The 25,142-nt window shown below is 39.7% G+C and carries 15 protein-coding genes; 3 read left to right on the top strand and 12 right to left on the bottom strand.

The genetic code is table 11. The features are described 5' to 3' along the window. Positions 1-2 precede the first annotated feature (2 nt). The 6 genes from BLS35_RS23000 to BLS35_RS22975 form a co-directional block, all read right to left on the bottom strand. The gene (locus BLS35_RS23000; protein ID WP_090785770.1) at positions 3-3,050 is read right to left on the bottom strand and encodes a SusC/RagA family TonB-linked outer membrane protein; all 3,048 of its coding nucleotides are present in this window, start codon (positions 3,048-3,050) and stop codon (positions 3-5) included. Between the two features lie 245 nt (positions 3,051-3,295). After that, positions 3,296-4,333, bottom strand: coding sequence for a glycosyl hydrolase family 18 protein (locus BLS35_RS22995; RefSeq protein ID WP_090785769.1), 1,038 nt, complete (start codon positions 4,331-4,333; stop codon positions 3,296-3,298). A 24-nt stretch (positions 4,334-4,357) separates the two neighbouring features. Then, on the bottom strand, positions 4,358-5,944 hold the full coding sequence (locus tag BLS35_RS22990; protein ID WP_090785768.1) for a PKD domain-containing protein: 1,587 nt from the start codon (positions 5,942-5,944) through the stop codon (positions 4,358-4,360). 9 nt (positions 5,945-5,953) lie between these two features. Further along, a complete protein-coding gene (locus BLS35_RS22985; RefSeq protein WP_132226051.1) occupies positions 5,954-6,739 on the bottom strand; it encodes a hypothetical protein in 786 nt (261 codons plus the stop codon). Positions 6,740-6,744: 5 nt separating this feature from the next. Beyond that, complete coding sequence (locus BLS35_RS22980; RefSeq protein WP_090785766.1) at positions 6,745-8,286, bottom strand: SusD/RagB family nutrient-binding outer membrane lipoprotein; 1,542 nt, start codon at positions 8,284-8,286, stop codon at positions 6,745-6,747. 17 nt (positions 8,287-8,303) lie between these two features. Next, entirely contained in the window at positions 8,304-11,336 is a 3,033-nt protein-coding gene (locus BLS35_RS22975) for a SusC/RagA family TonB-linked outer membrane protein (protein WP_090785765.1), read from the bottom strand. A gap of 98 nt (positions 11,337-11,434) precedes the next feature. On the opposite strand from BLS35_RS22975, the gene BLS35_RS22970 reads away from it, so the two are divergent. After that, on the top strand, positions 11,435-11,617 hold the full coding sequence (locus BLS35_RS22970) for a hypothetical protein (protein WP_090785764.1): 183 nt from the start codon (positions 11,435-11,437) through the stop codon (positions 11,615-11,617). A 66-nt stretch (positions 11,618-11,683) separates the two neighbouring features. Next, positions 11,684-12,433, top strand: a complete 750-nt coding sequence (locus BLS35_RS22965) for a DeoR/GlpR family DNA-binding transcription regulator (protein WP_090785763.1) — start codon at positions 11,684-11,686, stop codon at positions 12,431-12,433. An 89-nt stretch (positions 12,434-12,522) separates the two neighbouring features. Here BLS35_RS22965 and BLS35_RS22960 read toward each other — a convergent pair whose 3' ends face one another. From BLS35_RS22960 to BLS35_RS22950, 3 genes are read right to left on the bottom strand one after another with little or no spacing between them, the layout of a single operon-like run. Then, positions 12,523-13,290 carry a DUF4397 domain-containing protein gene (locus BLS35_RS22960; protein ID WP_090785762.1) on the bottom strand — a complete coding sequence of 256 codons (768 nt, stop codon included), beginning with the start codon at positions 13,288-13,290 and terminating at the stop codon, positions 12,523-12,525. An 18-nt stretch (positions 13,291-13,308) separates the two neighbouring features. Next, positions 13,309-14,907 (bottom strand): SusD/RagB family nutrient-binding outer membrane lipoprotein, encoded by a 1,599-nt coding sequence (locus BLS35_RS22955; RefSeq protein ID WP_090785761.1) that lies wholly within the window; start codon positions 14,905-14,907, stop codon positions 13,309-13,311. 10 nt (positions 14,908-14,917) lie between these two features. Then, positions 14,918-18,013, bottom strand: a complete 3,096-nt coding sequence (locus tag BLS35_RS22950) for a SusC/RagA family TonB-linked outer membrane protein (RefSeq protein ID WP_090785760.1) — start codon at positions 18,011-18,013, stop codon at positions 14,918-14,920. A 270-nt stretch (positions 18,014-18,283) separates the two neighbouring features. On the opposite strand from BLS35_RS22950, the gene BLS35_RS22945 reads away from it, so the two are divergent. After that, positions 18,284-19,030, top strand: coding sequence for a DeoR/GlpR family DNA-binding transcription regulator (locus tag BLS35_RS22945; RefSeq protein ID WP_090785759.1), 747 nt, complete (start codon positions 18,284-18,286; stop codon positions 19,028-19,030). Positions 19,031-19,317: 287 nt separating this feature from the next. Here the strand turns inward: BLS35_RS22945 and BLS35_RS22940 are convergent, their stop codons facing one another. The 3 genes from BLS35_RS22940 to BLS35_RS22930 form a co-directional block, all read right to left on the bottom strand. Further along, entirely contained in the window at positions 19,318-20,610 is a 1,293-nt protein-coding gene (locus tag BLS35_RS22940; RefSeq protein WP_090785758.1) for a RagB/SusD family nutrient uptake outer membrane protein, read from the bottom strand. 52 nt (positions 20,611-20,662) lie between these two features. Continuing rightward, positions 20,663-23,833, bottom strand: coding sequence for a SusC/RagA family TonB-linked outer membrane protein (locus BLS35_RS22935; protein WP_090785757.1), 3,171 nt, complete (start codon positions 23,831-23,833; stop codon positions 20,663-20,665). 80 nt (positions 23,834-23,913) lie between these two features. Continuing rightward, entirely contained in the window at positions 23,914-25,110 is a 1,197-nt protein-coding gene (locus BLS35_RS22930; protein ID WP_090785806.1) for an anhydro-N-acetylmuramic acid kinase, read from the bottom strand. Positions 25,111-25,142 lie beyond the last annotated feature (32 nt).

The following is a 25,142-nucleotide window of genomic DNA, read 5'->3' as shown; positions in this document are numbered from 1 at the left end:
ACTTATAACGTTAACTTTAAACCCAAATCAAAACCCCTGGTTGCTGGAACACCCAGATTATCAAATCCGAAAGACCCTGTTCCACCTACACCCGCACCACTGCCTGAAACTTCAGGATCCACTCCTGAATAATTGGTAATTAAAAACAGGTTACGCCCTGTAGCTGTAAACGACAAACCTTTAATTTTTAATTTCCCCAGGTATTGTGTGGGCATGTGATATACTAAAGTTGCATATCTCAGTCTGGTCCAGCTACCATCTTCTACAAAATCATAGCCTTGATTGGAGTATATTGTCTGGTAATAATTCTGATTTAATGGCACTGCAATGGTATTTTGTACACCTGTTGACTCGATGACACCATCAAAAACCTTAGTGCCTCGGTCTAAAGTTTTAAGACTTAAGCCCGATCTCACCAATGCATTCTCAGTTGCATTAAAGACTTTGCCTCCGGAACGAATATCAATCATAAACGAGAACATAAAATCCTTATAGCTAAAACTATTGGTTATACCCATGGTAAAGTCGGGATTTCTATCACCTATATTCGCTAAAGCAACTGCCACCTGTGGGTAACCGGCATTGGTTAACAGCAGTTGCCCTTGAGCATTCCGTTTCCAAACCGTTCCGTTTATGCCAAATAAGCTACCACCTAAAAATGCAGCACCCTGCGCCACATTATTAGCGGCCCAGGCATCTGACAGTTCAATGCGGTCAATTTTAGCCGGCAACTCCTTAACTACGGATGTATTGTGTGCAAAATTGACATCTATCGACCATTTAAAATCCTTACCAACAATTGGTTTTCCGTTTAAAATAATCTCAATACCTTTATTGCGAATAGACCCTCCATTAAGTGTTGCTAAAAAAGAGCCAGATGAGGGAGGCGTCCGCAGATCCAGGATCTGATTATCAGATTTGCTAAAATAATAGGTAAAATCTATTCCTATCCGATTTTTAATAAACCTGACCTCTGCACCTGCTTCAAATGCACGCGTAAATTCTGGTACCAGTAAAGGATTTCCAAAAGCATTATTTGAATTGATGATAAATCCTCTTGGGTTGATGGTAAAATCATTGGTTAAAGTAGACAATGAAGTATTCAGCTTGTAAGCAGCCGCATCTTTACCAACGTTGGAATAAGCGGCTCTTATTTTTCCATAGGAAAAAACCTGATCATCAGATTTTGCACCAAGCTCCTTTAACAAGTCGGTTATGATTACGGCAGTACTCACCGAGGGATAAAAGAAAGACTGATCTTTTACTGGCAGTGTTGAGGACCAGTCATTCCTGCCTTTGAAGTTCACATAAGCGATTCCTTTCCAATCCATGTTAAAATCACCAAACCAACTAAATATGCGCCTGCGCAGTAAACTTTCCGAAACCGTCCTGTCCGTCGGCTTCGAGTTGTTGATACTCGCAAAAGTAGGGTCCAAAAAATTAAGTGCTGTGGAAGTAGTGGTCTGGAGCGCACTGACTTCAATGTTATTACCTATGGAAAGACTAAAGTTGAAATCAGAACCTATTGTTTTTTTACCAGTTAAAATCGCCGTTGAAGTAGTAATCTGGTTATTCGCTACGGATTGATTGATTGCACCCCGAATCACATTTGGCTCCAGTGTACCTGGCATCCTGACGGACTTAAAGGTCTCTGAATAATAATCAGTACCCAACCGATAGGTAAAGTTCAGAAAACTGAAAGGATTATAATCAAGATTTCCCTGTACAATCATCCTGTTCACTTTACTCACAAACGGTTTATTGTTAATGGTCCAATATGGATTATCTGTCCCCGTAGTGTTGATAATTTTTTGGGATCCGTCGGGTTTCAGATAATCCTTCATGTCCAGGTTACGGGGCCAGGACAGCGCTCCCATAATCCCGTTAAAACTTCCCTGAGAAAGGTAATTCCGGTCGGTCCTGATATAATTTGCACTTCCACCTACCGTTAGCTTTTCCCCGATCTTTGTATCTGCATTCACCCTGAACGATTTCTTTCCGAAAGTTGAATTGTCAACAATTGAACCTTGTTCCAGGAATGAGCCTGAAGTATAATAATGCGTTTGCTCTGAACTCCCGCTTACCGAAACATCATGGGTCTGTGCAAAAGCATTTTTAAAAATGTTTCCCAGATTATCATAAATCTGTTCACCACTGGTAAAAGCAGGTCCCCAGGACCCTAAAGCCGTGGCATTATAAGCTCCTTGTTCACCTTGTTTAAACTGAGATTGAAGTTCCGGCAGCTTATTAATGTGATCGAAAGAGAAATTATTCTGATAAGTGAGTCTTGCCGCCCCCCCGGAACCTTTTTTAGTGGTGATTACAATGGCACCGGAAGCAGCCTTGATCCCATACAATGCAGCTGCGGCTGGCCCTTTTAACACAGTAATTGTTTCAATATCTTCCGGATTAATATCGATGGCCCTATTTGATGCCGGAGCTACGGATGCTACTAACCCTCCCTGTGAAACAGGCGTACTGTTGTCAACCGGAATACCGTCTAAAATGAATAAAGGCTGATTGTTTCCGCTTAAAGAACTTCCTCCTCTGATCATGATATTCGCAGATGCACCAGCAGCTCCACTTGAATTGGTGATCTGCACACCGGCAACCTTCCCTTGTAATGCATTTACAATATTCGGTTGCTGCGACTCCACGATTTCCTGTGCCTTCACGTTCTGAGTGGAGAAACCCAAACTTCGTACTTCCTGTTTTACACCGAAAGCAGTAACTGCAACTTCTCTTAATACCTGGCTATCTTCAGCCAGCTTTACATTTAACACTTTGGCGCCATTAACTGCTAATTCCTGTGACAGCGTACCAATAAAACTAAAAATCAAGACATCATTATTTGCCGTCTCAATCGTATAGCGACCTTGCCCGTCTGTAGTGGTACCAATGGACTTCCCTTTAACTTTTACCGAAACGCCCGGTAAGGGCAAGCCATCAGCTCCTGATGTCACTTTGCCCGTAACTGTTATTTGTTGTGCAAAAACCTGCATGCTGAGCAGCGTCATACCCAGAAATAACATGAGTAGTTTTTTTTTCATATGGTTCAATTTTAGTTAGTAATTATATTTTGTATTCAGACAAAATCACACGTAAAAAATCGAGTTTAATGAGAAATGGATAGCAAAAAGACTATCCTAACAGACAAAGTAATCCTGTGTCTAAAAAACTACCCCAAGTAATAGTAAAAATCACCTCCACCTCCAGGATACCGCAAAAAAAAGAATGTTATAAAATAAAAAAACACCTTGGTCACCCAAGATGTTTTAATTAATTGCATTTTTTCTTAATAAGTTCTACCTAGGGCGTCATTCGCAGCCTTAAGTAGCGAGTTTGCACCATTAGTATCTTGATAAAACTCCCACACCATCATCCCATTAGCTCTCGTTTTTGCAAGGATTGCCTTACTTTTAACAAGTGGAACGCCGTTATAGTAATACAAAACACCATCCGCGGTAAAAGAGTTCTGATCAGGGCTTGCCCCTTTAATCAACAAATTCCTATAAGTCATTGACTTTGCTGGACTCCCTGTATCTTTACCATATGCAGGGAAACCCAAAACAGCTTTCTCTTTAGGCAATCCCTTTTCATTCAGCCAGACATTCAATACATCCTCAGCTAATTTATACGATGAATGATTTGAATCCCCCGACCAACCAGCACCATCATAAGCCATTAAATTAACAAAATCAGTCGCACCTATAGCAGCCTTATTTATTCCGTCCTTAACACCCCCTGCATAAACTCCAGCCGTAACTGCAGCGCTTAAATATTTATGATATTTATGCAAGCCAACAGACAGCTCTTTCATAAAAGCCTCATAGGTAATGTCATTGGATAAGTTAGAACGTGGGTATTCCCAATCGATGTCAATACCGTCCAAATCATTTTCCAATGCCATTTTTATGATGTTCTTAACCAATTTAGACCGAAGTATAGGATCCGCTGCTATCGCCGAATAGATTGTCTCAGTCCCAGAAAATGAAATTGCTCTTTTCACTCCATTATCCTTTGCTTTTTTCATCACTTTAGCAAAATTAGCAGGTTTAGTTAAGGCTTTTATTGTACCGTCAGAATTCGGATAGGCAAAAGCATAATGCAAATGAGTGATCATTTTATATTTTTCATCCGCAATTGAATCCGGTTCATTAGCTTCAGCGTAATAGGCTACAATTTTAAAATTGTTATCTGCCACATACGCTCCAGAAGGCACTTCATAACTGACACCCGGGGTTTTATAATCATCAGCCACCCAATTCACATTCTTTTTGCAAGACTGTAATCCTGCAATCAGAATAAGTGACGTGTATATAATTTTTTTCATAATGTTTTAATTACAATAATTAATTTATCGTTTTACGTGGTCTATCGCAATTCCATAAGGAATAAATCCTTTCAGAAAAAATGTTGGTTGACTGCCTCCGCCTATAGCATACCGCTTAATGCCTGAATTTGCTCCTGTACCAGCTAACACTCCTGTACTACTAACCTCAGTCATGTCTCTATAACCATAATAAACGTAACCTGCGGTACCATCATCTGGTGCATTGTCTACCACAATGGCCGTCACATAAGTCTGTTCGTTAGGATTTCCCTCTTCAGAGAAATTAGCCAAGGCATCGATCAACTGCGGGTTCGTTCCATCAAGATTACTCACATACAACCCCTTAGGAAATCCTGTACTTGGATAATTTACTGAAAAATAGATTTTACTATTTTTAGTATCTACCGCAAAGCTTCTGATTTTAACATCTTTTAGCGCAGCAATACTTTCAATAAATACTCCCTTGTCTGTAAGCTTGAACATTCCTTTTCCGGCAGAACCTTGTTTTGTATACCAAATATTTCCATTGACATTTTGAATATCTCCATCAAGCCAACCGTAAACACTGGTAGCTCCTGCCTGGGCAGCTGTTAGCACAAACTTAGTTGCTGGATATGCAACATCTTCTGCTGTCAGAGGCAACGTTCTTATTCCCGGCGTATTCGCATTTCTAGACATCCACCATACAGTTCCGCTATTATCTACAGTACTTGCAAAAGGGTCGTCATTACCTGTTCCCACACCACGAGTGATCGTTTTTTCATTTCCTCCATTCAAATCCACAGCGTAAATTCTACCATCAGCTGCCGCCCCAGTAAAATAGGCATTAGCGCCTGTAGCTGAGATCACCAAACGTTCGCCGGCCACCGTTATAGACCAGGGATGCAAGCCCGTATTTAATGGCAATTGTATTGGATTAGATTGCTGCAACACAGTAAAACGCTTCTTATAAAGCTTACCAGTTTTTGCATCCGTAAAATACAGTGTTTTAACCAGCTCTCCTTTTACAACGACATCAACAGTAGCAGTCAAACTTTCTTGCCCATCATTAATCGTAAGCTTAACCGTATGTATTCCTTCATTTTGAAAAATAACCTTCGGATTTGCTTCTGTTGAAGTCAAGCCTGCCTCTCCAAAATCCCATGAGTAGCTTACATCAACACCAGGATATTTAAACACTTTGGCACTAAATTGAACTTCTCCCATTATACCAATACTAACAGGCGGTACAATCTGCGGTTGCATTTTCACTACAGTAACAGATTTTGTAATTGAATCTACCTTACCACCCTGCCAAGCAAGTAAAGTAACGCTATATTCTCCCGGCAAGCTATAAAATACTGTATCTGGCACCAAACTCTCGCTAGTAGATCTATCCGTTAACCCTTCTTTGGTTAACGCTACTCCTTTGGGAAATTTCCACAGATATTTTTCGGAGTATTTCGACCTATTAGTGAGAACAAGTTTCGCCGGGGCTGTAACCACACCTTCGGGTAATGTAAAATTCACGGCAAAATCACCTTCCGGTGCAATCCTGCCAACCTCATCTTCTTTACAACCTGCAAAAAACAGAAGTAAGGACATTATATATAAAAAGCTATATTTTTTCATGACTAAAACTTAGTAAATGGATTCAATGCTGTTACTTATAGTGGTTTGGGCAGCGTCTACGGTAGTTACCTTAACTATTATCAATGCAGTTAGGGCTCCATGCTTCTTAATTTCCTTTAAGCCATTGCTAATTAATAGTTCTCGAGTCAAGTTATCTCTAAGATAAGTTTTACCAATAGCGGAAACTGCTGTTTTTACCCCGCCCGTAATTACAAAATTAGCATCAGGTGCAGTAGGAAATAATTTCAAATAATCTGCAACCCCGATTACAAAGGTTAGCTGACTCTTAACAATCTCAAATGCTTCACTAGGAAGCTGGCGCAATAATTCGGGTCCACTAAATTTATATTTGCCATCCGTTTGAATGAAGCGATCGTATGCAACAGGCACAACATAGTTGTTCGAAAGCGTAACAAAATAATTATCCAACTCATTATTTGTACTACTTATCGTTTTCCAAACTACATCTCTTACCATGGTATCTCTTACTACCATAATGGGTTTTTCAGCATCCCACGTTTTGATCACTGTATTCGCCAAAGATAACTCCACACCAAAACGCTCTGACAGCGTATGAGAAAATTCTACTTTAGCAATCTTGTCTTTTCGTTGGGAAGTCGTTGCAGTAACTACTGTTACCTCACCAACCAAAGGTGTTTTGTTACTTAAGGAAACGCTTAACTGTGGATTATAACCTCCACTTTGTTTCCCAAGTAAATCCATTGAACTATTCTTCTTGCAGGAGACCGAAAATAGCGATAATCCCGCCATCAAGAACATTATATATCTTTTCATAGCCGTTAATTTTTAAGTGTAGATTTATCTGCCCACCAAACAGGCGTAAATACCCAGTTTCTAGCTGTAGCGCCTAGCCTTGCCATTTCTTGAGGATTGTAAATGTATTCTGTTTGATTGTCATACGGCAATCTTTGTATCCATTTACCAGCCCATTCACTTGAAGCTTTAGCAGGATAATATATACCTGGGTAAGCTTTAGCGTTATAACCATATCTTCTAAGATCTACCCATGTTTCAGCTTGTAGGTACAATGCAATGTATTTCTGAACCATAATATCACTAATCTCAAGCGATGCCGCATCTTGTTTTATCTTTGAAGAAGCCAAGTAAGCCGTAATCTCCGACTCTGCTACACCTAACCTTTGCATATTCAGTTTTATACCTTCTTTATAAGCATCAAAAGCAGTGGCATGATCGGCTTTATAAAATGCGGCCTCCGCTTTAATAAAATACAACTCTTCTTTTAAGATGTATGGGAATGGTGAGTTATCAGCAGTCCAATGTCCATTGTATAAATTAGCAAAATCATCCATAACAGGAGGTACCGGGTCTGCTGGAGGTATTGGTACAGGCCAATTAGGCACGACTAATCCTTCTGACGCTTTCGCACCATAATAAGTATTTTTCACACCTGGTGTTGTTAACTTAAATAGCCTTGGATCAAACTTCAAACCAGGCTCTCCTACCGTCATATAACTCATAAACAGATCTGTACTAACAGAATTGTTCAACATATTTACAATCTCAGCAAAATTCCATTCCGGCCTGGCAATAGAAGCCCCCCACATGTTCCGCTCCCAATCCTTTGTAGGTGTGGTCGGATACTTAAAAACCGCATCCGAAAACCCACTTAAAGATGTATTTACTGCCGAAAGCACTGCATCATACCCATTCTGAAAATTTGCAGTATGCAACAATAACCGGGCTTTCACGGCTTCAGCAAAAGCTTTCCATTTATTCAAATCTCCCTGATAAATCAAATCTGCAGTTCCATTCATTGTAGGATCTGATGCATTTGACTTATTCAAATCAGCAATTCCATCGTTAAGTAACTTAGCTATTTCAGCATATACAACTTCTTGAGTATCGTATTTAGGGTAATAAATACCTTTATACGCTTCTTTATAAGGCATATCACCAAAAGAATCAGTTGCTGTTAAATAAGAAAAGGCAAGCATAATTTTACCTACACCTCTGTAATTATACGTTCCATCCACCTCAGCACGTTCAATCATACCCAAACAATTACTACCTACGTCAAAATAATGCCAACGCCAAGCACCCAAACGAGTTACATCATTATAATTCCACAATGCCTCAACCTTACTTGTGTTATATCGACTGGTTATATAAAAGGAATGATACGAAGAAAACCTAGCATGGGAATACAAATGATAAGCCATGTTCCCTAATATCGCAGGCAATCTCAAATTTGGCGCAGTAGTTACCGGCTGCTTCGGATCTATATTGATGTCCAGATTTTTACTGCAGGATGTCAAAATGACGATAAGCAGCACTGGTATTAATTTAAATATATTTTTCATAATCTTAACTGATAATATTAAAACCCAACGGATATACCTATTGAATAAGATCTTGATAGCGGTATAGCACCATAATCTACCCCCATAGTACTACCTCCGCCACCGCCTGCATTTGGTCCAGCACTATTTACTTCAGGATCACCACCTGAATAGTTTGTAATCAGAATAGGGTTCTGTGCAGATAGTTCAATTCCCACCCTAGCTAGTTTTAACCTATCTGTATATTTTTTTGGAAGCGAATAAGCCAAAGTGATGTATCTTACTCTCGCCCAATTAACAGTTTCGATAAAATTAGTCCCTGTAACAGCATAATTTTCAACGAAGTACTTGTAATCAAGCGAAACCTGTTTGGTGTTTTTAACATAAGAACCATCATCCTGTAAAACCACTCCATTAAAAGTAAAGGATTGGTCCCTCCAATCACCAACCTCCTTAGAAATACCTCTCGAAGTCATTCCTAAACGTGTAGCATTATACACGTCTCCCCCGAAACGGAAATCCCATAAAAACGAAAGGGAGAAATCCTTATAATTAAATCTATTTAGGAAGCCAAAATTTAGCTTAGGCTCACGATTACCTATATACTGTGCTGAATTTGCACTATTAATTACCGGATATCCATCACCACCAATCACAGTATAACCATCATCATTCTTCAAATAATCAGTTCCTACAATGCCCAATACTGGCATATTTAGCATAGATGCGGCTTTTGCAGCATTGTAAGGATTTCCAAAAGTATAAGGGAACACTTCAATCTGCCCAGGGAATTCCAGCATTTTAGATCTATTGATCCAGGTGTTTAATGTTGCGGACCAAGTAAAGTCTTTAGTTTTCACTGGAATTCCAGTTAAGGATAATTCGAAACCTCTGTTTCTTAGTTTACCTGCATTAAAAGTCTGGTTAACAAATCCAGTTGGAAGCGGAACCCTCGCCGTTACGATCTGATCATGACTCTCCTTATCATAATATGCAGCCTCTATATTTAAACGACTTTTAAACAACCTAAATTCAACACCAAATTCCTTTTCTCTGGTTGTCTCAGCCACCAGGTTTGTGTTACCACCAATAGTAGGGTTATTCTGATACCCCCCACCAATGCCATAATATGGGGATAAGGTTGTATAAGTAGCATAAATTGGCGCATCCTTACCAACTTTAGCATAGCTGGCTCTCAGCTTACCAAACCAACTGTCTTTATTTTCAAACAGTTCAGAAAAAGTAAAACTACCCGAGAATGAAGGCGAATAAAATGATCTGGCATTTATCGGCAATGTAGACGACCAGTCATTACGACCTGTTATTCCAAAACTCAGCATATTCTTATAATCTAACTTAAAGTCACCATATACAGCATATCGTTGTCTCTTTCTGAGGCCTTCAGCCGTTATTAAGTTAGTAGCTGGAATATTATTTACACTATAGATATCAGGCACAATAAAACCTGTCCCTGTAAAAGAATTTGTACTTGCTTCAAAATACTCTGAGCTTGCACCTAAAATTAAAGTAGCTCTTAAGTCTTTAATGATATTTCTATCAAAAGTACTGTTAAAGATATTTGTTTGATATTTATAATTTCCTTTGGTTTGATATAAACGACCATCTTTCATATAACTCCCAGGTGTACCTGGAACAGTAATATTTGAAAACTCCTGATTGTAATAATCTTGTCCTGATCTGAATGACAAATTGATCCAGTCATTGGCTTTATAAGCAAGTTCACCATTAACAACAATACGTTGAGTCCCTGTATTTCTAGGATTTCTCATTACCCCCCACATTGGCGAAATCCTAGCCGTTTCTTCAGAGCCACTATTTTCATAGTATTCATAGTAAGGATTTCCATTTTCATATTGATACCTGTTGATGTCATAACGAAGTGGGTACATATAAATACCATTGGCATAACCACCAGAGCTCCCTCCAACAATTCCTTCTTTGATATTATTTTTAATATAGTTAGCGGATGCATTTAACTCAAGGTTTTTAGCCAATTGAGCTGATCCTTTTATCAACATCGAAAACTTATCTGTTTCAGTGTTAGGAATAATAGAGGACCCATTATTGTAATTACCAGACATGTAGTAATTGAATTTCTCCGCTCCTCCCGTCGCATTGAAATTAACATCATGAACTACACCAGTTTTAAAGAATCTGTCAATATTATTATAAATTAACTCATCGCTCCGATATTTTCTTCCCCATGATGAGATTGAACTTTCATCAAACCCACTTCCTGTACCAGAAGTATATATCTTCTGTTGCTCAGGCGTACGACCCACAGTCTCTATAAATGACTTATAAGAAAGGTTAGACTGCATCTTCCCTTCTTTTCCTTTTTTAGTGGTAATAATAATTGCACCAGAAGCAGCATCAATACCATACAGCGCAGCAGCAGCAGCTCCTTTCAACACCGAAATACTCTCGATATCAGCAGGATTAAAATCTGCAAGTCTATTAATGGTACCATCTGACGAGGCATTACTTACCCTTATACCGTCCACAATCATCAACGGCTGATTGTCACCCGTTAAAGAGGAAACTCCTCTTAGAATAATTTCAGAGGGTAAACCAGGAGACCCACCAGAAGAAGTAATCTGTGCACCTGCGATCTGTCCCTGTAAACCGTTAATAATATTCGACTGGTTAGCATCTCGCAAGTCATCCCCTTTTACAGTCTGCACAGAATACGTAAGTGTACGCTTGTCTCTCTTAATACCAAGAGCCGTAACAACAACCTCACTTAGTCCTTTTGAATCTGTTGCAAGTACAGCATCAATTACAGCTGCACTGCCGACTGTTTTTTCCTGAGTTACGAAACCGATGTAAGAGAACACCAATACCTCACCTTTCGCAACTTTAATAGAATAGGCACCATCCAGATTTGTTTGCACCCCAGATGATGTACCTTTAATCTTGACCGAGGCACCCGGGACACCTAACTTATCATCAGCAGATGTTACCTTACCTGTAACCGTTATTTGCTGTGCAATGGTATGCGCAACCAGCAAAAACGTACTCAAGAATAGCATGAGTATTTTTCTTTTCATAAAGCTTATTTGGTTAATAATTCAAGTTCTTTCTGTTTAGAATTTAAGCAGCACACACAAACACGCAAATTACCGCAAAAACCTAAGCGTCAGTAAATATGAATAATATATTTCAGCTTTTTCCCGCAAATAATAAAGATTTTATCCATTTTTGTAAAAAAGATGTTGCATTAACCCGCATAAAGGCGCAGAGCAGAGCCGCATTAAATCCTGCTAAAGAACATAAATCAAACAAAAAAGAAGCTAGCTTTCTTTTTATCAAAACACCAACAGAACACTAAGCAGCAGCCTCTTAGCCCACAATCCGTTTTCTTGATTTTTTATTTACATTAGCTAAAATTTTCAATATGCTTAAAAAAGAAAGGCACGACTTTGTAATGCGCCAAATCAACTTGCATAACCGTGTACTTACGTCCGATCTTGTCCATTTACTAAATGTATCAGAAGACACAATTCGTCGTGATCTCCAGGAATTAGCCGAAAAAGGTCAGCTATCCAAAGTACATGGAGGAGCACTATCAAAGTCATACCAATCTTCCTTCGACGACAGCGAAGTATACGCCAAGGACGCTAAAATCAGCATCGCTAAAAAGACTATTTCCTTAATCAAAGACGGGATGGTTATTTTAACAGGAGGAGGAACCTCAATTATTGAGCTAGCCAAGCAGTTACCAGAAAATTTAAACGCTACTTTTTTTACAATTAGTCCTCTTGTAGCTATTGAGCTTGCCAAATATGCCAAAGTAGAAGTCATTCTGATTGGCGGTCTATTTTCCAAAAACTCACAGATAACTTACGGAGGACACGTCATCACTCAACTATCGGAGATCAATGCCGACCTTTGCCTACTTGGAACCAGCGCGATCCATCCACATGACGGACTAACCGACACAGACTGGGAAATCAATCAGCTAAAAAAAGCAATGCTCAGCGCCTCAAAAAAATCCGTCATCCTTTGTATATCAGAAAAACTTGACACCTCTCTGAGACTAAAAGTGGCCCCTTTAGAAAATATAGATTATTTAATTACCGAGCTTAATCCTCAGGCACCAGAATTGAATGCTTACAAAGCTGTAAAAACCTTACAAATTCTTTAGCAATTACATTTACACCTCGCGAAAAATTCTAATTACAAAAAAGCCTGTCTGAGAATTTCAGACAGGCGAGTTGAACACTTACAAAATAATTATCTCGTCAGGAAGAAAGCCAAATACGGCTTTCGAACATTATCCGTTCGCCCGGTATACCCCGTAGCAAAAATAGTATAGATTCTTCTGTTCAACACAGTGCTTACACTACTATAAGTAGCCAAAGCCGTTGTACCTCCCGCAGTCCTAACCGTCCAGGCAAGAACAGTACCTGCTGGGATTTTCATAGTAAAATAATCGCTTTCTTTTAAATAACCAATACCCGAAGCCATTAACGTAGTACCATAATACAAATCAACTGAAGGCACATTAGGCATCAGGTTTACAAACTTATATCGTACAGCACCCGAATCGGGAAGCGTAAAATCATCTAAGGCCAGCAAACTACTTGTAGTTGCTGCCGTATCTGTTAGATGCAATGTATACGCTTTACCAGCCTCCACAGCTATTGAGGTTTTATATAACAGTACAGAATCTATATTAGTTCCCTTTTTAGGAATCGATATAGAAACCTCTTGATTTCCGGGCTTTGTCACTAAATAATCTGGCCTTGAATCTCCTAGCGTACCATAGCCCCCTCCAGGATAAGGGTAACGCGTTTGAATAAGCGCACTTACACGGGCTCCATTAATTTTAATCTGAACAAATGGATTTGCAGCATAAGCAATATTATAATTCACTTTTAACATCACCTGATCGGGTGTTACTTTTTCAAACTCGCCATAATGGATTTCATTTTTCGTACAAGATGAACATATAACCACTGTTAAAAGTATTGTTGTAAATATTTGTATGATCGATTTCATAATATCTATATTTAAGTTTTAAGGAAGATTAGACCAGGTTTCAAACGTATGATAATTACCGTACAATCCACCCCACTTCTCCAGTTCGTCTCTATTCCAGATATACTCTGAGGCATACCTAGGCCTTAATCGGTAAGCATATCTACCAAGGTTCCTATCGTAAAAATCACCCGTTTCAAGTTGCTTATATGTTCTATAAACCGATGAACTATAACGATATTTCCTTAAATCACTCCACTGCTCCATGCCGGCCCATCCCCATTGTGCTATATACTTCTGCTGCATAATATCCGATATGGTCAGACTTGCTGAATTTTGAGCCACCTCGGTCGTCTTCAAGTAATCATCAATCTCCACCTGAGTAATCACTGGCGCAGCCGGATTTCCATTTCTACCATAGAGATTAATAAAATCCATATGCCCCTTTATGCCATTCACATATGCAGTAAAAGCCCCATTTGCATTCCCCTTCCACCATAAAGCCTCTGCTTTTGCAAACTGAAGTTGAGCATAGCTCATAATGGGATATCTCGCCGCATTTGCATAGAGATATTTTCCAGGAAAAGGCGCTAAAACCGTACCACTTAAAGCCCCTAAAATATGAGGGGTAGTAGCTGTTCCATTGAAAGGGAAAGCTCCTCTATAAACTCCTGTGGATGGAACCGGGTTAATCATCCTTGTAAGCCTCGGATCAGTCGATGTTTTTGGATCAATCGCAGCAGTCCCCCTAATCCCACCGGTAAGGAGGCTAACTATGTTTTGACTAACTCGACCATAAGTCGGTGCCGTAGTCGCCGTAACTGTATACATACCAAAATTCTGACTAAAAGGATTAGAGTCTGCACCTGTTGCGCCTGCAAAATTAATTGTAGCATCATCGGTCGCTGCCGAAAAAGACAAATCAACATATTTAACCACACTATCTGCATATTGAGTCCTAAATTCCACTTTGTTAACCAGATGACTATATTGCTGGGCAAGTAAACCATATATAAATTTACGCCACTTAACTCTATCCCCTTTGTACATCTGATCTCCAGATACACCCGCCAATAGGACTGACACTCCAACTTCATCTGTTTTGGTAAAACACTCCAAAGCTTTTTGGCTCCATTCCCTAACACGTGCATAAACTTCCGGCTGATCCTGGTACTTAAATTGAAGCTGCTCCCTAAAAGCTTCATCCAAAATCACGGGTCCATGAGCATCTGTTAACAACTGAAAACCCCATGCTTTTATCGCATAACCAATACCAGCATAAGTCCACTTATTTGTAGCTTCAGCATCTTTGATCATATCTTCTAAATTTGGCCCAAAATTCAGGTACACCATCCTCCACATCGAACCGCCTATATCGCTGTTTGTTTGATAACCATGTTTTTCCCACGCGGTAGTAAAAGATGTAATATCCTGACCAAACATATCTTGAGTATACTTAAAAATAATCCTGTTATCAGTCGCCGTATTGTTAGCCATTTGATAGATAATGGGCGAAAGCAGATATTCAGCTTTAGCTTTCTGTGGCGTAGCCGGATCCGAGTTTACATCTAACCATTTCTTGCAGCTGGTTGTGCCAAGCAAAACTAGTGCGAATATTATTATTTTATGATATTTCATGTCTGTATGCTTATATTTTTAAACGGAAACCAATATTTACACCAAGTGGCCTACCCATATTACCGTAATCAATGCCATAACCTCCTGACCCACCTAAAGAAGGATTATTTGCATTCGTATCAGGATCCATCCCTGAGTAATTAGTAATTAAAAAAAGATCCGTGAAAGTTATATAGGTTCCCAAATTTTTAATAAAACTAGTGCTTGAAAACATCTTTGCGGGAAATGTATAAGCGAGTGTCACATCTCTCAATCGTAATGACTTGATGTTTTTTTCGACAAACATATCTGGCGAAATGCCACTTGTAGTTGAAGTATAATAGTTTGTATTAGCCGAAGGAGTTATCAAAAGGGTATTTACCGTAGGATTATCTGTATTCTCCAACCCATCTCTTAATACTCCCGTTATCACGCGAGGAACATCCCTATCCAATGTTTTAACACTTAGGCCCCTCCTATACAATTCGTATTGGGTTTGATTATACACATCTCCACCAACCCTCAGATCAAGCAAAAATGATAGATCGAAATTCTTATACCTTATATTATTCACAAAACCCAAATTGAATTTAGGCGTCCGATCTCCAATAACCGGAAAATCCTGATCATTACCCAATATTGGCAATCCAGTTGCCGGATTAATGAGCAGATCACCACGATTATTTCTCAAGTTAACCCAACCACCAAGCGCCATCGTACTTGAACCAGGATAAACAGCTCCTCTCACTCCATTTGCAACCCAGGTATCAGAATCGTAAAACTCAGGTAATTCCTCAGCAATCGACAACACTTTACCCTTAGAACTGGTAAAATTAAATACCATATCCCAGCCAAAATCTTTAGCTCTGAATGGCGAACCTTTTAATTGCACCTCAAAACCCCTATTTACTACATCTCCACCATTCATCATCCTTAAAGCAAAACCAGTACCATAGCTTGTCCTTGGTTGTATAATTTGTTTATGGCTGTTTAAGCGAAAATAAGTAAAGTCCACACTCAGCCTTTCAGTTAAAAAACTCATTTCAAAACCCGTTTCAAAACTTCTAGTCTGCTCAGGAACTAAGTTCTTATTCTCACCATTTGCAGAATCATAAGCAAGGCCGCCACCGGTCGAACCGGCTGACTGTAATCTGGTAGCCAAAGCATATAACTTATAAGGCTCTTTACCTGTTATCCCATAAGATGCCCTTAACTTCCCGTTGCTTAACCACTTCAACTCCTTTACTGCTTCTAATTCTGTAAAATTAAAAGCTAAACTTGCCGAAGGGTAAGCAAAATAAGGATTGGTCGGCATCAACCTCGAAGCAGCATCCAAGCGTCCGGATAAGGTCAGAAACAATATGGATTGATATCCCAATATCGCCTGAGCAAAAACACCAGCATTTCTGTATCTTCCCACATACAACCTTGCAGTTTGAGTGGAAGGCAATGTATTATTTATACTATAGAAATTCTGATCAATCATATTTTGCCCCTTAGCAGAGTTTGTGGTATTATTTACATCAGAAAAATTAGCTCCAATAATATAAGTATTATTAAAACTTCCAAATTTATGCACTGCAGAAGCCGTTACCGACCCATCTAACCTTTTATTAAGCTGTTGATAAGTATTTACTGTACCTCCGGTCGGAGTAGCCGCATTGCCCGATCCAGAGTAAGATTGAGTATGATAAACTGTCATTCCATTGGTGGAAGATATATTTGTTCCTAAGATCCCCGTAACAGAGAGCCATTTCGTTGGTCTATAAGAAATATTTGCATTACCAAGAATCGAGTTTGTTTTATCTTCGGACAGGTTTTTATTTATATCCCAAAATGGATTATCACTCTCCGTATAAATTGTTCCAGTAGTGGTAACCCTATTCCCAAGCGCATCGATCCAATTGTTCACATCAAAGCGGGATGGGAACCTCAAAAGTCCCATTAAATAACCCTGAACACCTTTATTCGCCTTTCTATTATAAGCGTTGGTGTAGCTAAATCGCGTAGTAACCTTGATTTTATCAGAAACAGGCAAAACACCGACTACAGACGACACAAACCTTTCATATTGAGTTTTTGGAATCGTCCCTTTATTGTTAGTATACTCATTAGACCATCTATAGGTCAACCCTTCTTTTCCCCCTTCAACTACCAAATTGTTCTTTTGCGCTGTTCCCGTTTTAAAAAAACTACCCACATTATCATAAACAGGTAGTCCTTCTGGATATTTGGGCCCGAAGAAATTAAAAGATCCGCCATTAAAAATACCATTAGCATCCCCCTGTCCATAAACTAGCTGCACCTCCGGAGGATTATTAACGGTTTCGATTCTCATCGATCCATTATAAGACACACTGGCTTTACCTGATTTTGCTTTTTTAGTAGTAATTACAATTGCACCACTTGCCCCCAGATTACCATAAAGAGCAGTAGCCTCAGGCCCCTTTAGCACCACATAACTCTCTATATCTGCAGGGTTGATATCCGACGCCCTATTTGTATAATCCTGACTTCGATTATTTCCAGCCATAGCCATATTTGTTTGACTTGAGACTGAATTATCAATAGGCACGCCGTCCAACACCATTAAAGGCGTATTATCCCCTGTCATAGAAACAATACCTCTTATAATAATTTGCGATGAGGCTCCAGGATCTCCAGATGTTGGGTTTACAAATACACCTGGCGCCCTTCCAGCTAAACCATTGATAAAATTCTCTCTTCCTGTTGCAGAAACAGCATCTCCACTAACTACTGGAGTAGAATACCCAAGTGATTTGGCATTTCGCTCAATCCCATATGCAGTCACCACCACCTCGTTCAATGATTTATTATCCGGATTCAACCTTACGTTAAGCACAGCGGCAGCCACAACTTTTTCTTGCATAATCATTCCAATGTAGCTAAACTGCAGTATATCCCCAGCTTTAGCCTGAATAGAATATAAACCATTTGTATTAGTTTGAGTAACAGTAGGTGTCCCTTTCACCTTAACAGAAGCACCAGGGATAGGCGACCCATCATCTGATGAAGTCACTTTACCTGTAATCGTTTTTTGCTGCGCAAAGCCATGTGCAAAAAGCAAAAACACGCCTACGGTCAATAGGAGTAATTTTTTTTTCATAAAATCCCAATTTTGGTTAAAAAATAAGTTGTTTAAAAGGTGTTCGTTTAGTTGTTGGTATTATTGGTTTGGTCGTTGGTTTTAGAAATCACAAAACACGCATTAACCCGCATAATTGCAACCCTTTAATAAATATCAAAAAAGTTTTTCACAATAAATCATAATTAACAAACTATTTTTAGTTTTATTCAGGATTAATGATGCACAAACACGCAGGACCCCGCATTCAGTTTCTTCATTTTTTATTTACATTTAGCCAAAATCTTCAATATGCTTAAAAAAGAAAGGCACGACTTTGTAATGCGCCAAATCAATTTACATAACCGCGTACTCAATTCTGATCTTGTTCAATTGCTTAATGTTTCAGAAGACACTATTCGTAGAGATCTTCAGGAATTAGCTGAAAACGGACAGCTATCCAAAGTACACGGAGGCGCACTCTCAAAATCATACCAATCTTCATTCGATGATAGCGATGTATACGCCAAGGATGCTAAAGTCTGCATTGCTAAAAAGACCACTTCTTTAATCAAAGATGGAATGGTTGTTTTAACAGGTGGAGGGACTTCAATTATTGAACTTGCAAAGCAACTGCCGGAAAATTTAAATGCCACTTTTTTCACAGTTAGCCCTTTTGTAGCCATAGGGCTTGCCAAATATGCCAAAGTGGAAGTTATTCTGATTGGAGGACTATTCTCCAAAAACTCGCAGGTAACATATGGCGGACATGTCATCAATCAATTGTCGGAAATCAATGCCGACCTTTGTTTACTAGGAACCAGCGCCATTCATCCCCAGAATGGGCTAACAGATACTGATTGGGAAATTAATCAGCTGAAAAAAGCAATGTTCAATTCTTCAAAAAAAGCAGGAATACTTTGTATATCAGAGAAACTGGATATTTCATTAAGACTAAAAGTAGCCTCATTAGAGAATATAGATTATTTAATTACCGAGCTTGATCCTCAGTCACCGGAATTGAATGCCTATAGAGTCAAAACCTTACAGATTCTTTAGTAACTCCTTAACCTGTATACGGATAAGACAGCGATCGGTCTGAGCAGTGTAAAACTCCAAGTATAGTCCAAGTATACAGCAACTACACTCCATCTTTTATCATAAAAACATGGAGTTTAATTACTGTTTAATTTTTTTTAACTTGAAATTTTCTAGGACACTATCCAAACCGCAAAGCGGCTGCAAAAGATCGCTTTAAAAATTAAGGTTAATCATAAGATCCAATCCCAATAAAAAAACCGGCATCTCCTAAAAGGTGCCGGTTTTTTCAATTAAAAAGTTTAAGACTAAAATGCTGGATCAGCAGGTGTATTTGTATTGTTATCACGCTCAATAAACGGGTAAGGAAAGAAATTCCGCTTTCTCTCGGAATTTGGCCTACCAAACCTTCTCATATCCTCCAATTTCAACCCCGACAAATAAAGCTCTATACAACGATGCTTATAAATTAACGGTAGTAATAGGGCCGGAGTTAAAGGTCCGGTAATCGGAGGTAAAGCCGCACCTACACCATAAATATCAGCAGTAGGCGTTTTCGTCACCACCTTGTTCAACTCAGTCAAAGCATTCCCAGGGTCCGGGGCTGCCTGACGCGCATAAACCTCAGCCTTAATCAAAATGATCTCACCGGGCAAATAAAGTGGAATCTGAGTATTAATCGCTGCACCAAACCCAGCTAAACGAACTACTGGATTAGCACCCACCGCTGTATAAAACGGAAGCCTTTTATCAGCAAGATCAGGCACATTCGTCCCAGTCAATCCTAAGTTAGCATCAGTTGGTTGAAAAACGTTATTTGTTGAAGTAGCAATCTCAAATATGGGATTAAAAGTCAGCGCATCGAAGTTAAAAGTCGATTTCTTTGTTAAATCCACAGCATTAGCGGCAACCAACGCCACAGGATAGTTTCCTGCAAAAAGCGCATAACGTGCCTTTAAGGCATTCAAGGTATTAGGAATATCAATACCCGGCGGCAAATTACTCATAAAACCTGAACTGATCGGAGTTGCGGCCATAACTGCAATAGCATTATCAATCACCGAAATAGCCTTATTAAAACCATCAACCCTGCTTATAAAACCAACATTTTGCCCGATACCTGCAGGTATACTTTCCCAACACTGTGAGAGATTCCCCAATGCAAGCGCTTTAAAGAGACTTGCATAAACAATTAACCCTGAAGCATACCCCTTATCACCCAGGTTAGGGGCATTGTTGATGACATTATCCGCATCGTAAATAATCTTATTACTGGTCGTCCACAAATTTGCCAGAATGTTATTGGTCCCATCAACGGCACCACCTCCCGTAAACAACTGCAATTCCGGAATATTACCTGAATTCCTTAATAGAATTTCGTTGGTCGAAAATCCAGCAACGGATACGGAGTTAAAATAAACACCCAACCTTCCCGCTATGTATATTTTGTGCAAACCAACAACGACACCTGTCATACCTTTTGCAGTAGTCAATACCTCCTCGGCATTTGCACCCGAAGGATTTCTGTACTCCTTTTTACATGCTGATATCACAATCAGGATCAAAAAGATATATGCTATTTTACTTATATAAGTTTTCATCAGTCTATAATTTATTTTAAGATGATTTCATTGAAATAATTTGATTTTTAAACTAAAACTTAGCCCGCACACCTAAACTAAACGAACGCGGAATAGGCACTGAGCCGAAATCAATATTCCTTAATTGGGTCGATTGCCCACCCGAATTCAGTTCAGGATCATATCCTTTATAATTATCCCATGAAACAAGATTTCTTCCACTTAAATTTATGGTCAGGTCTTGTATAAACTTAACCTTACCAACATTATAAGCTATAGACACCTCTCTTAATTTAACATAAGAACCATCGTCTATCCGCCACTCTTCGATAGCATACACTCCGCTAACATACCCTCTTGGCAATAAGCCCATCTGTTCTTGTTCAGCAACCTTTCCGCCACCTACACCCTGGCGTGTCCGCCAATCTGCATTCCATACATCCGCTCCATGCGACGCATCCAGCTGGACATGCAAAGTCAATTTCTTATAAGAAAAATCATTCACAAAGGAGGCGGTATAATCAGGATTTGGATCCCCAATTACTTTACGTAGGGTAGTAGTTCCGGTCGCCAGAGGCAAACCATCCGGACCACGCTGAGGAGTATAACTTAATGAAGAGTTTTGAATACCTCTTTCCGTCTGAGGAATTCCAGCTGGATTAGTTAGCAAACTCCCATCCGCGTTGCGGGCGAAGAAAGTACCATAAAACACACCAGCGGGCGCGCCATCAATGAAAGCCACAGGAGCACCTGCATTGGTTGAAAGCAATTGCGTTGCTCCGATACCTACTACTTTATTTCTATTGCGATTAAAAATAAATGAAGTATTCCATTTAAAATCCTTGCTGGCGACAGGCGTTCCGGTCAACATCAATTCTATTCCTCTATTTTTTAACGAACCCTTATTTTCCAATAAGGTAGAGAAGCCTGTGGTTGGTGCAATCACAACCGGCACCAATAAGCCACTAACCTTTTTATCATACCAGTTAAATACCAGGCCTAATCTATTTTTCAAAAATGAAAGGTCCATCCCCAGCTCTATTTCTGTTTGCTTTTCCGGAGCGATATCCACATTGGCGAGTTGGGTCTTTGAAACTAACGAAGTTTTGCTGATGTAAGGAGAAGCAAAATATTCATTAAATCGCGCATAAGGTGCAATTCCGGTCAGGTTACCCGACTGTCCATATGCTGCCCTTACTTTAAAAGTATCCCACCACTCAGATATCCCCAGCCCAGCCCAATAGTCTGCCGATGAAAGCACATAACTTACATTTCCTTTTAAGTATGCCTTGGTTCTATTTTTCACACCAAAAACAGACGACTGATCTACACGAGCCGCACCTGTTACAAACAAATGGTCCTTATACTTAAAGTTTTGTTGCAAATAAACGCCACTGATATCACTTTGTAATCTAGCGTCACTGTTTGCCAAAATCGTACTTGCCCCATCTACGCTTTCTGTAAATGGAGCAAGCCCCCTACCATTGGACAAAAGGTAATGCGTCTTTTCATATTGATAAGAGCCCCCCAATTGCGTAGTAGAAAGCAATACATCACTCAGTTTAGTGTCATAGGTAAAGTTAAGCTCATGATTGAACAAGGTTGTCGTAGAACTTGCAGCACTTGCGTAACCATTAAGACTAGGATCTAAGGTTAGTCCACCACCATAAAAGCCAGTACTTACATTATAAGCAAAGGGAGGAATAAAAGTTGTTCCATTTTGAATGGTATTATCAACACCTATGGTATAATCTATCGTTATTTTTTTAATTGGATTCAATACTAATTTTGCATTTGAAATAATCCGGTTGACCGCCTGGCGCTGTTTGATATCCTCAATTACTGATACAGGATTCACCCTTCCACGCTCACCCACAGCTTTTATATTCCCCAAAGCATCCCGGGTAAAGAGATCGTGAAAATTCCCTATAATGGTCACAGAATTCATAGGTGAAAAGAATGAATTCCCGTCAGGCTTTTCGTTGGCATCGCTATGGATATAATTAAAGTTTGCAGAAAACTTAGCCCAATCATTAACTTTCTGATCAAGGTTGGCCCGCATATTAATCCTTCTATAATCGGTATTCTTGATGATTCCCTGATTAGAAAAATACCCTAAAGAGGTATAAAACTTAGTATTCTCACTACCACCTGCAACAGAAACCGTATTGTCTGTTCCTATAGCAGATTGAAAAATATAATCCTGATAATTATACCTCGTTACAGCTGTAGTATTGGTCGGTAATGCGGCTGGCGTACCCACCAATGATATCACGTCCTGCGTCAATTCATCCACAGTCCCTCCAAATTTAACAGGCGATTGATTTACTTCGATCTGTTTCCGCAGATGGCTAGTGGTAAAACTGGTAGATAAGCTGATTACCGGCTTACCACTCACTCCTCTTTTCGTAAAGATCTGGATAACCCCTGCATTTGCCCTAGACCCATAAATAGCTGCCGCCGCTGCACCATTTAGAACTTCTATACGCTCTATATCATTCGGATTGATATCGCTCATTCTATTCTGACCAATAGCACCAACAAAGTTGCCATTACCCCCAACACCGCTGCCACCACCATCGTAGTTGGCTGATGTATTGGTTACCCGCGTGGTCGTATTATTCACGATTACGCCATCAATAATATAAAGCGGATCTGAACTTGAATTCAGCGAACTTACCCCCCTCAATCTCACCGACATTCCTCCAGCTGGATCACCGGAATTTTGACTAATCTGCGCACCAGGTGCTTTACCTTGCAAAGAAGAGAGCACATTTCCGCTAGGCGCCTTTACTAAGTCATCACCCTTTACGGAGCTCACATAACTACCCATTTGCTTACGCGTGGTACCTTGTGAAGTACCTGTTACAATAACCTCGTCCAAGCCAATATTATCAGCCATAAGTGCTCCGTTCACTGTAACTTGAGTAGCGGCACCCAGCTCAACAGATTTAGTTTGAGACTTATAGCCAATTGAAGAAAACACAACCTGATAAGTCCCTGGTGTCAAGTCAGCATTTAAGCTGTACCGACCATCGGCATTCGTTGCCATTGCGAAATTTGTGTTCTGCACTTTAACAACTACTCCCGGGACCCCCACTGAAGATGTCCCGTCCGTAACTCTACCTGTTAAAGTAAATCGTTTTGTCTGCGCATTTGCTACCTGAGTAAGCATCAGCAGAATGATTGGCACCCAAAAAACCAGCCGGATTTTAGGCAAGCCATTAGCGTAAAGTATTTTCATAAATTTGGTTTATTTGATGTAATACAACATTAAAAGAATATTGTTTTACAAACAACCAAATATTTCATGCAGAAAGTTATTTAAGGCAGGCAAATTTTACCCATCCGAACAGACGGAACCCCTTCACGACTACCAAAATCAACATCTTCACCAACTAATGTCTCATTAGCAAGAATTGCAAATAGAACCGCTTCTTTCGCATCCGGATTAATTTCTAAATCATCAGTCGAGTGAAAACTCGCGTTGCTCAACTTTTCTTTAAGCTGCCTCAAAAGCAAAGGATTATGCATCCCACCTCCACTAATAAATATTGATGGCGTTTTATCTCTTTCGAAACACCTTTCAACCGCAGCAACAATTACCTGAGCAGAAAAACGGCAAAGCGTAGCCATAACATCCTCTTTAGGAAGTAACAAAGTCCCTGATCTGCTTTGAGCCGCGATTAAGTATTCGAGATTAAAAAGCTCCGGACCGGTCGTCTTAGGAAAGTCCGCCTCCAAAAATTCAGACTGTAGTAACTCTTTTAAAAGCGCAGGATTTACTGCCCCAGCACTCGCTATACTCGCATTCTCATCGTAATACAATCCTTCATAATGTTTTTGGACAAACTGATCCATCAAGGTATTCCCCGGGCCAACATCGGTTGAGAACACTTTGGTTGCATCATTACTACCTGGGAGATATGTAAAGTTGGCAATTCCGCCTATATTGAGCATAATACGGTCTTCACCTTTTTTTGAAAAAAGCAAGTAATCTCCATAGACAGCCAAGGGTGCACCTTCGCCGCCCGCTGCTATATGTTTTTGTCTGAAATCTGCTATGGTAACGATCCCCGTTTTAACTGCGATATGATCGCCGTCTCCAATCTGCAAAGTTGCATTTGGGTAATTGGACAAACCATGGAGAGAATGCGGCGCATGAAAAATAGTTTGCCCATGACTGGCAATCACATCAATATCTTCTGGCTGCTGTCCCCATTCAGCAATTGCTTCTAATATCATTTCGGCATGCAAAAGTGCCACTTTTTCATTCATCAGGCATACCATTTGCAAATCAGCATCACGTCTGGAGAAAATCGATTTTATCTCGGCCTTAAATTCATTGGTATAATCCGCCGTTTTAAACTCGATTAGCCTAACACTGGTATCCGTTCCACTACCCGAAACTCCACAAAGGGCAATGTCCAGACCATCCATCGAGGTACCAGACATCAATCCTATAATTAAACGCTCAGGTTTTTGAATGATGTTGAATATTCTTTTCCAGGTCGAATTCATAAGCATGGTTTTAAATAAGGCGAATACTTCAA

The organism is Pedobacter sp. ok626 (genome assembly GCF_900100435.1).
In the GTDB taxonomy this organism is placed as follows: domain Bacteria; phylum Bacteroidota; class Bacteroidia; order Sphingobacteriales; family Sphingobacteriaceae; genus Pedobacter.
The sequence above is the reverse complement of the archived record's forward strand: the minus strand, read 5'-3'. Positions and strand labels throughout refer to the sequence as shown.

Coding starts and splice junctions, on each gene's coding strand:
- BLS35_RS23000 (WP_090785770.1), bottom strand. CDS start 3,050: ATGAAAAAAAAACTACTCATGTTATTTCTGGGTATGACGCTGCTCAGC.
- BLS35_RS22995 (WP_090785769.1), bottom strand. CDS start 4,333: ATGAAAAAAATTATATACACGTCACTTATTCTGATTGCAGGATTACAG.
- BLS35_RS22990 (WP_090785768.1), bottom strand. CDS start 5,944: ATGAAAAAATATAGCTTTTTATATATAATGTCCTTACTTCTGTTTTTT.
- BLS35_RS22985 (WP_132226051.1), bottom strand. CDS start 6,739: ATGAAAAGATATATAATGTTCTTGATGGCGGGATTATCGCTATTTTCG.
- BLS35_RS22980 (WP_090785766.1), bottom strand. CDS start 8,286: ATGAAAAATATATTTAAATTAATACCAGTGCTGCTTATCGTCATTTTG.
- BLS35_RS22975 (WP_090785765.1), bottom strand. CDS start 11,336: ATGAAAAGAAAAATACTCATGCTATTCTTGAGTACGTTTTTGCTGGTT.
- BLS35_RS22970 (WP_090785764.1), top strand. CDS start 11,435: ATGAATAATATATTTCAGCTTTTTCCCGCAAATAATAAAGATTTTATC.
- BLS35_RS22965 (WP_090785763.1), top strand. CDS start 11,684: ATGCTTAAAAAAGAAAGGCACGACTTTGTAATGCGCCAAATCAACTTG.
- BLS35_RS22960 (WP_090785762.1), bottom strand. CDS start 13,290: ATGAAATCGATCATACAAATATTTACAACAATACTTTTAACAGTGGTT.
- BLS35_RS22955 (WP_090785761.1), bottom strand. CDS start 14,907: ATGAAATATCATAAAATAATAATATTCGCACTAGTTTTGCTTGGCACA.
- BLS35_RS22950 (WP_090785760.1), bottom strand. CDS start 18,013: ATGAAAAAAAAATTACTCCTATTGACCGTAGGCGTGTTTTTGCTTTTT.
- BLS35_RS22945 (WP_090785759.1), top strand. CDS start 18,284: ATGCTTAAAAAAGAAAGGCACGACTTTGTAATGCGCCAAATCAATTTA.
- BLS35_RS22940 (WP_090785758.1), bottom strand. CDS start 20,610: ATGAAAACTTATATAAGTAAAATAGCATATATCTTTTTGATCCTGATT.
- BLS35_RS22935 (WP_090785757.1), bottom strand. CDS start 23,833: ATGAAAATACTTTACGCTAATGGCTTGCCTAAAATCCGGCTGGTTTTT.
- BLS35_RS22930 (WP_090785806.1), bottom strand. CDS start 25,110: ATGAATTCGACCTGGAAAAGAATATTCAACATCATTCAAAAACCTGAG.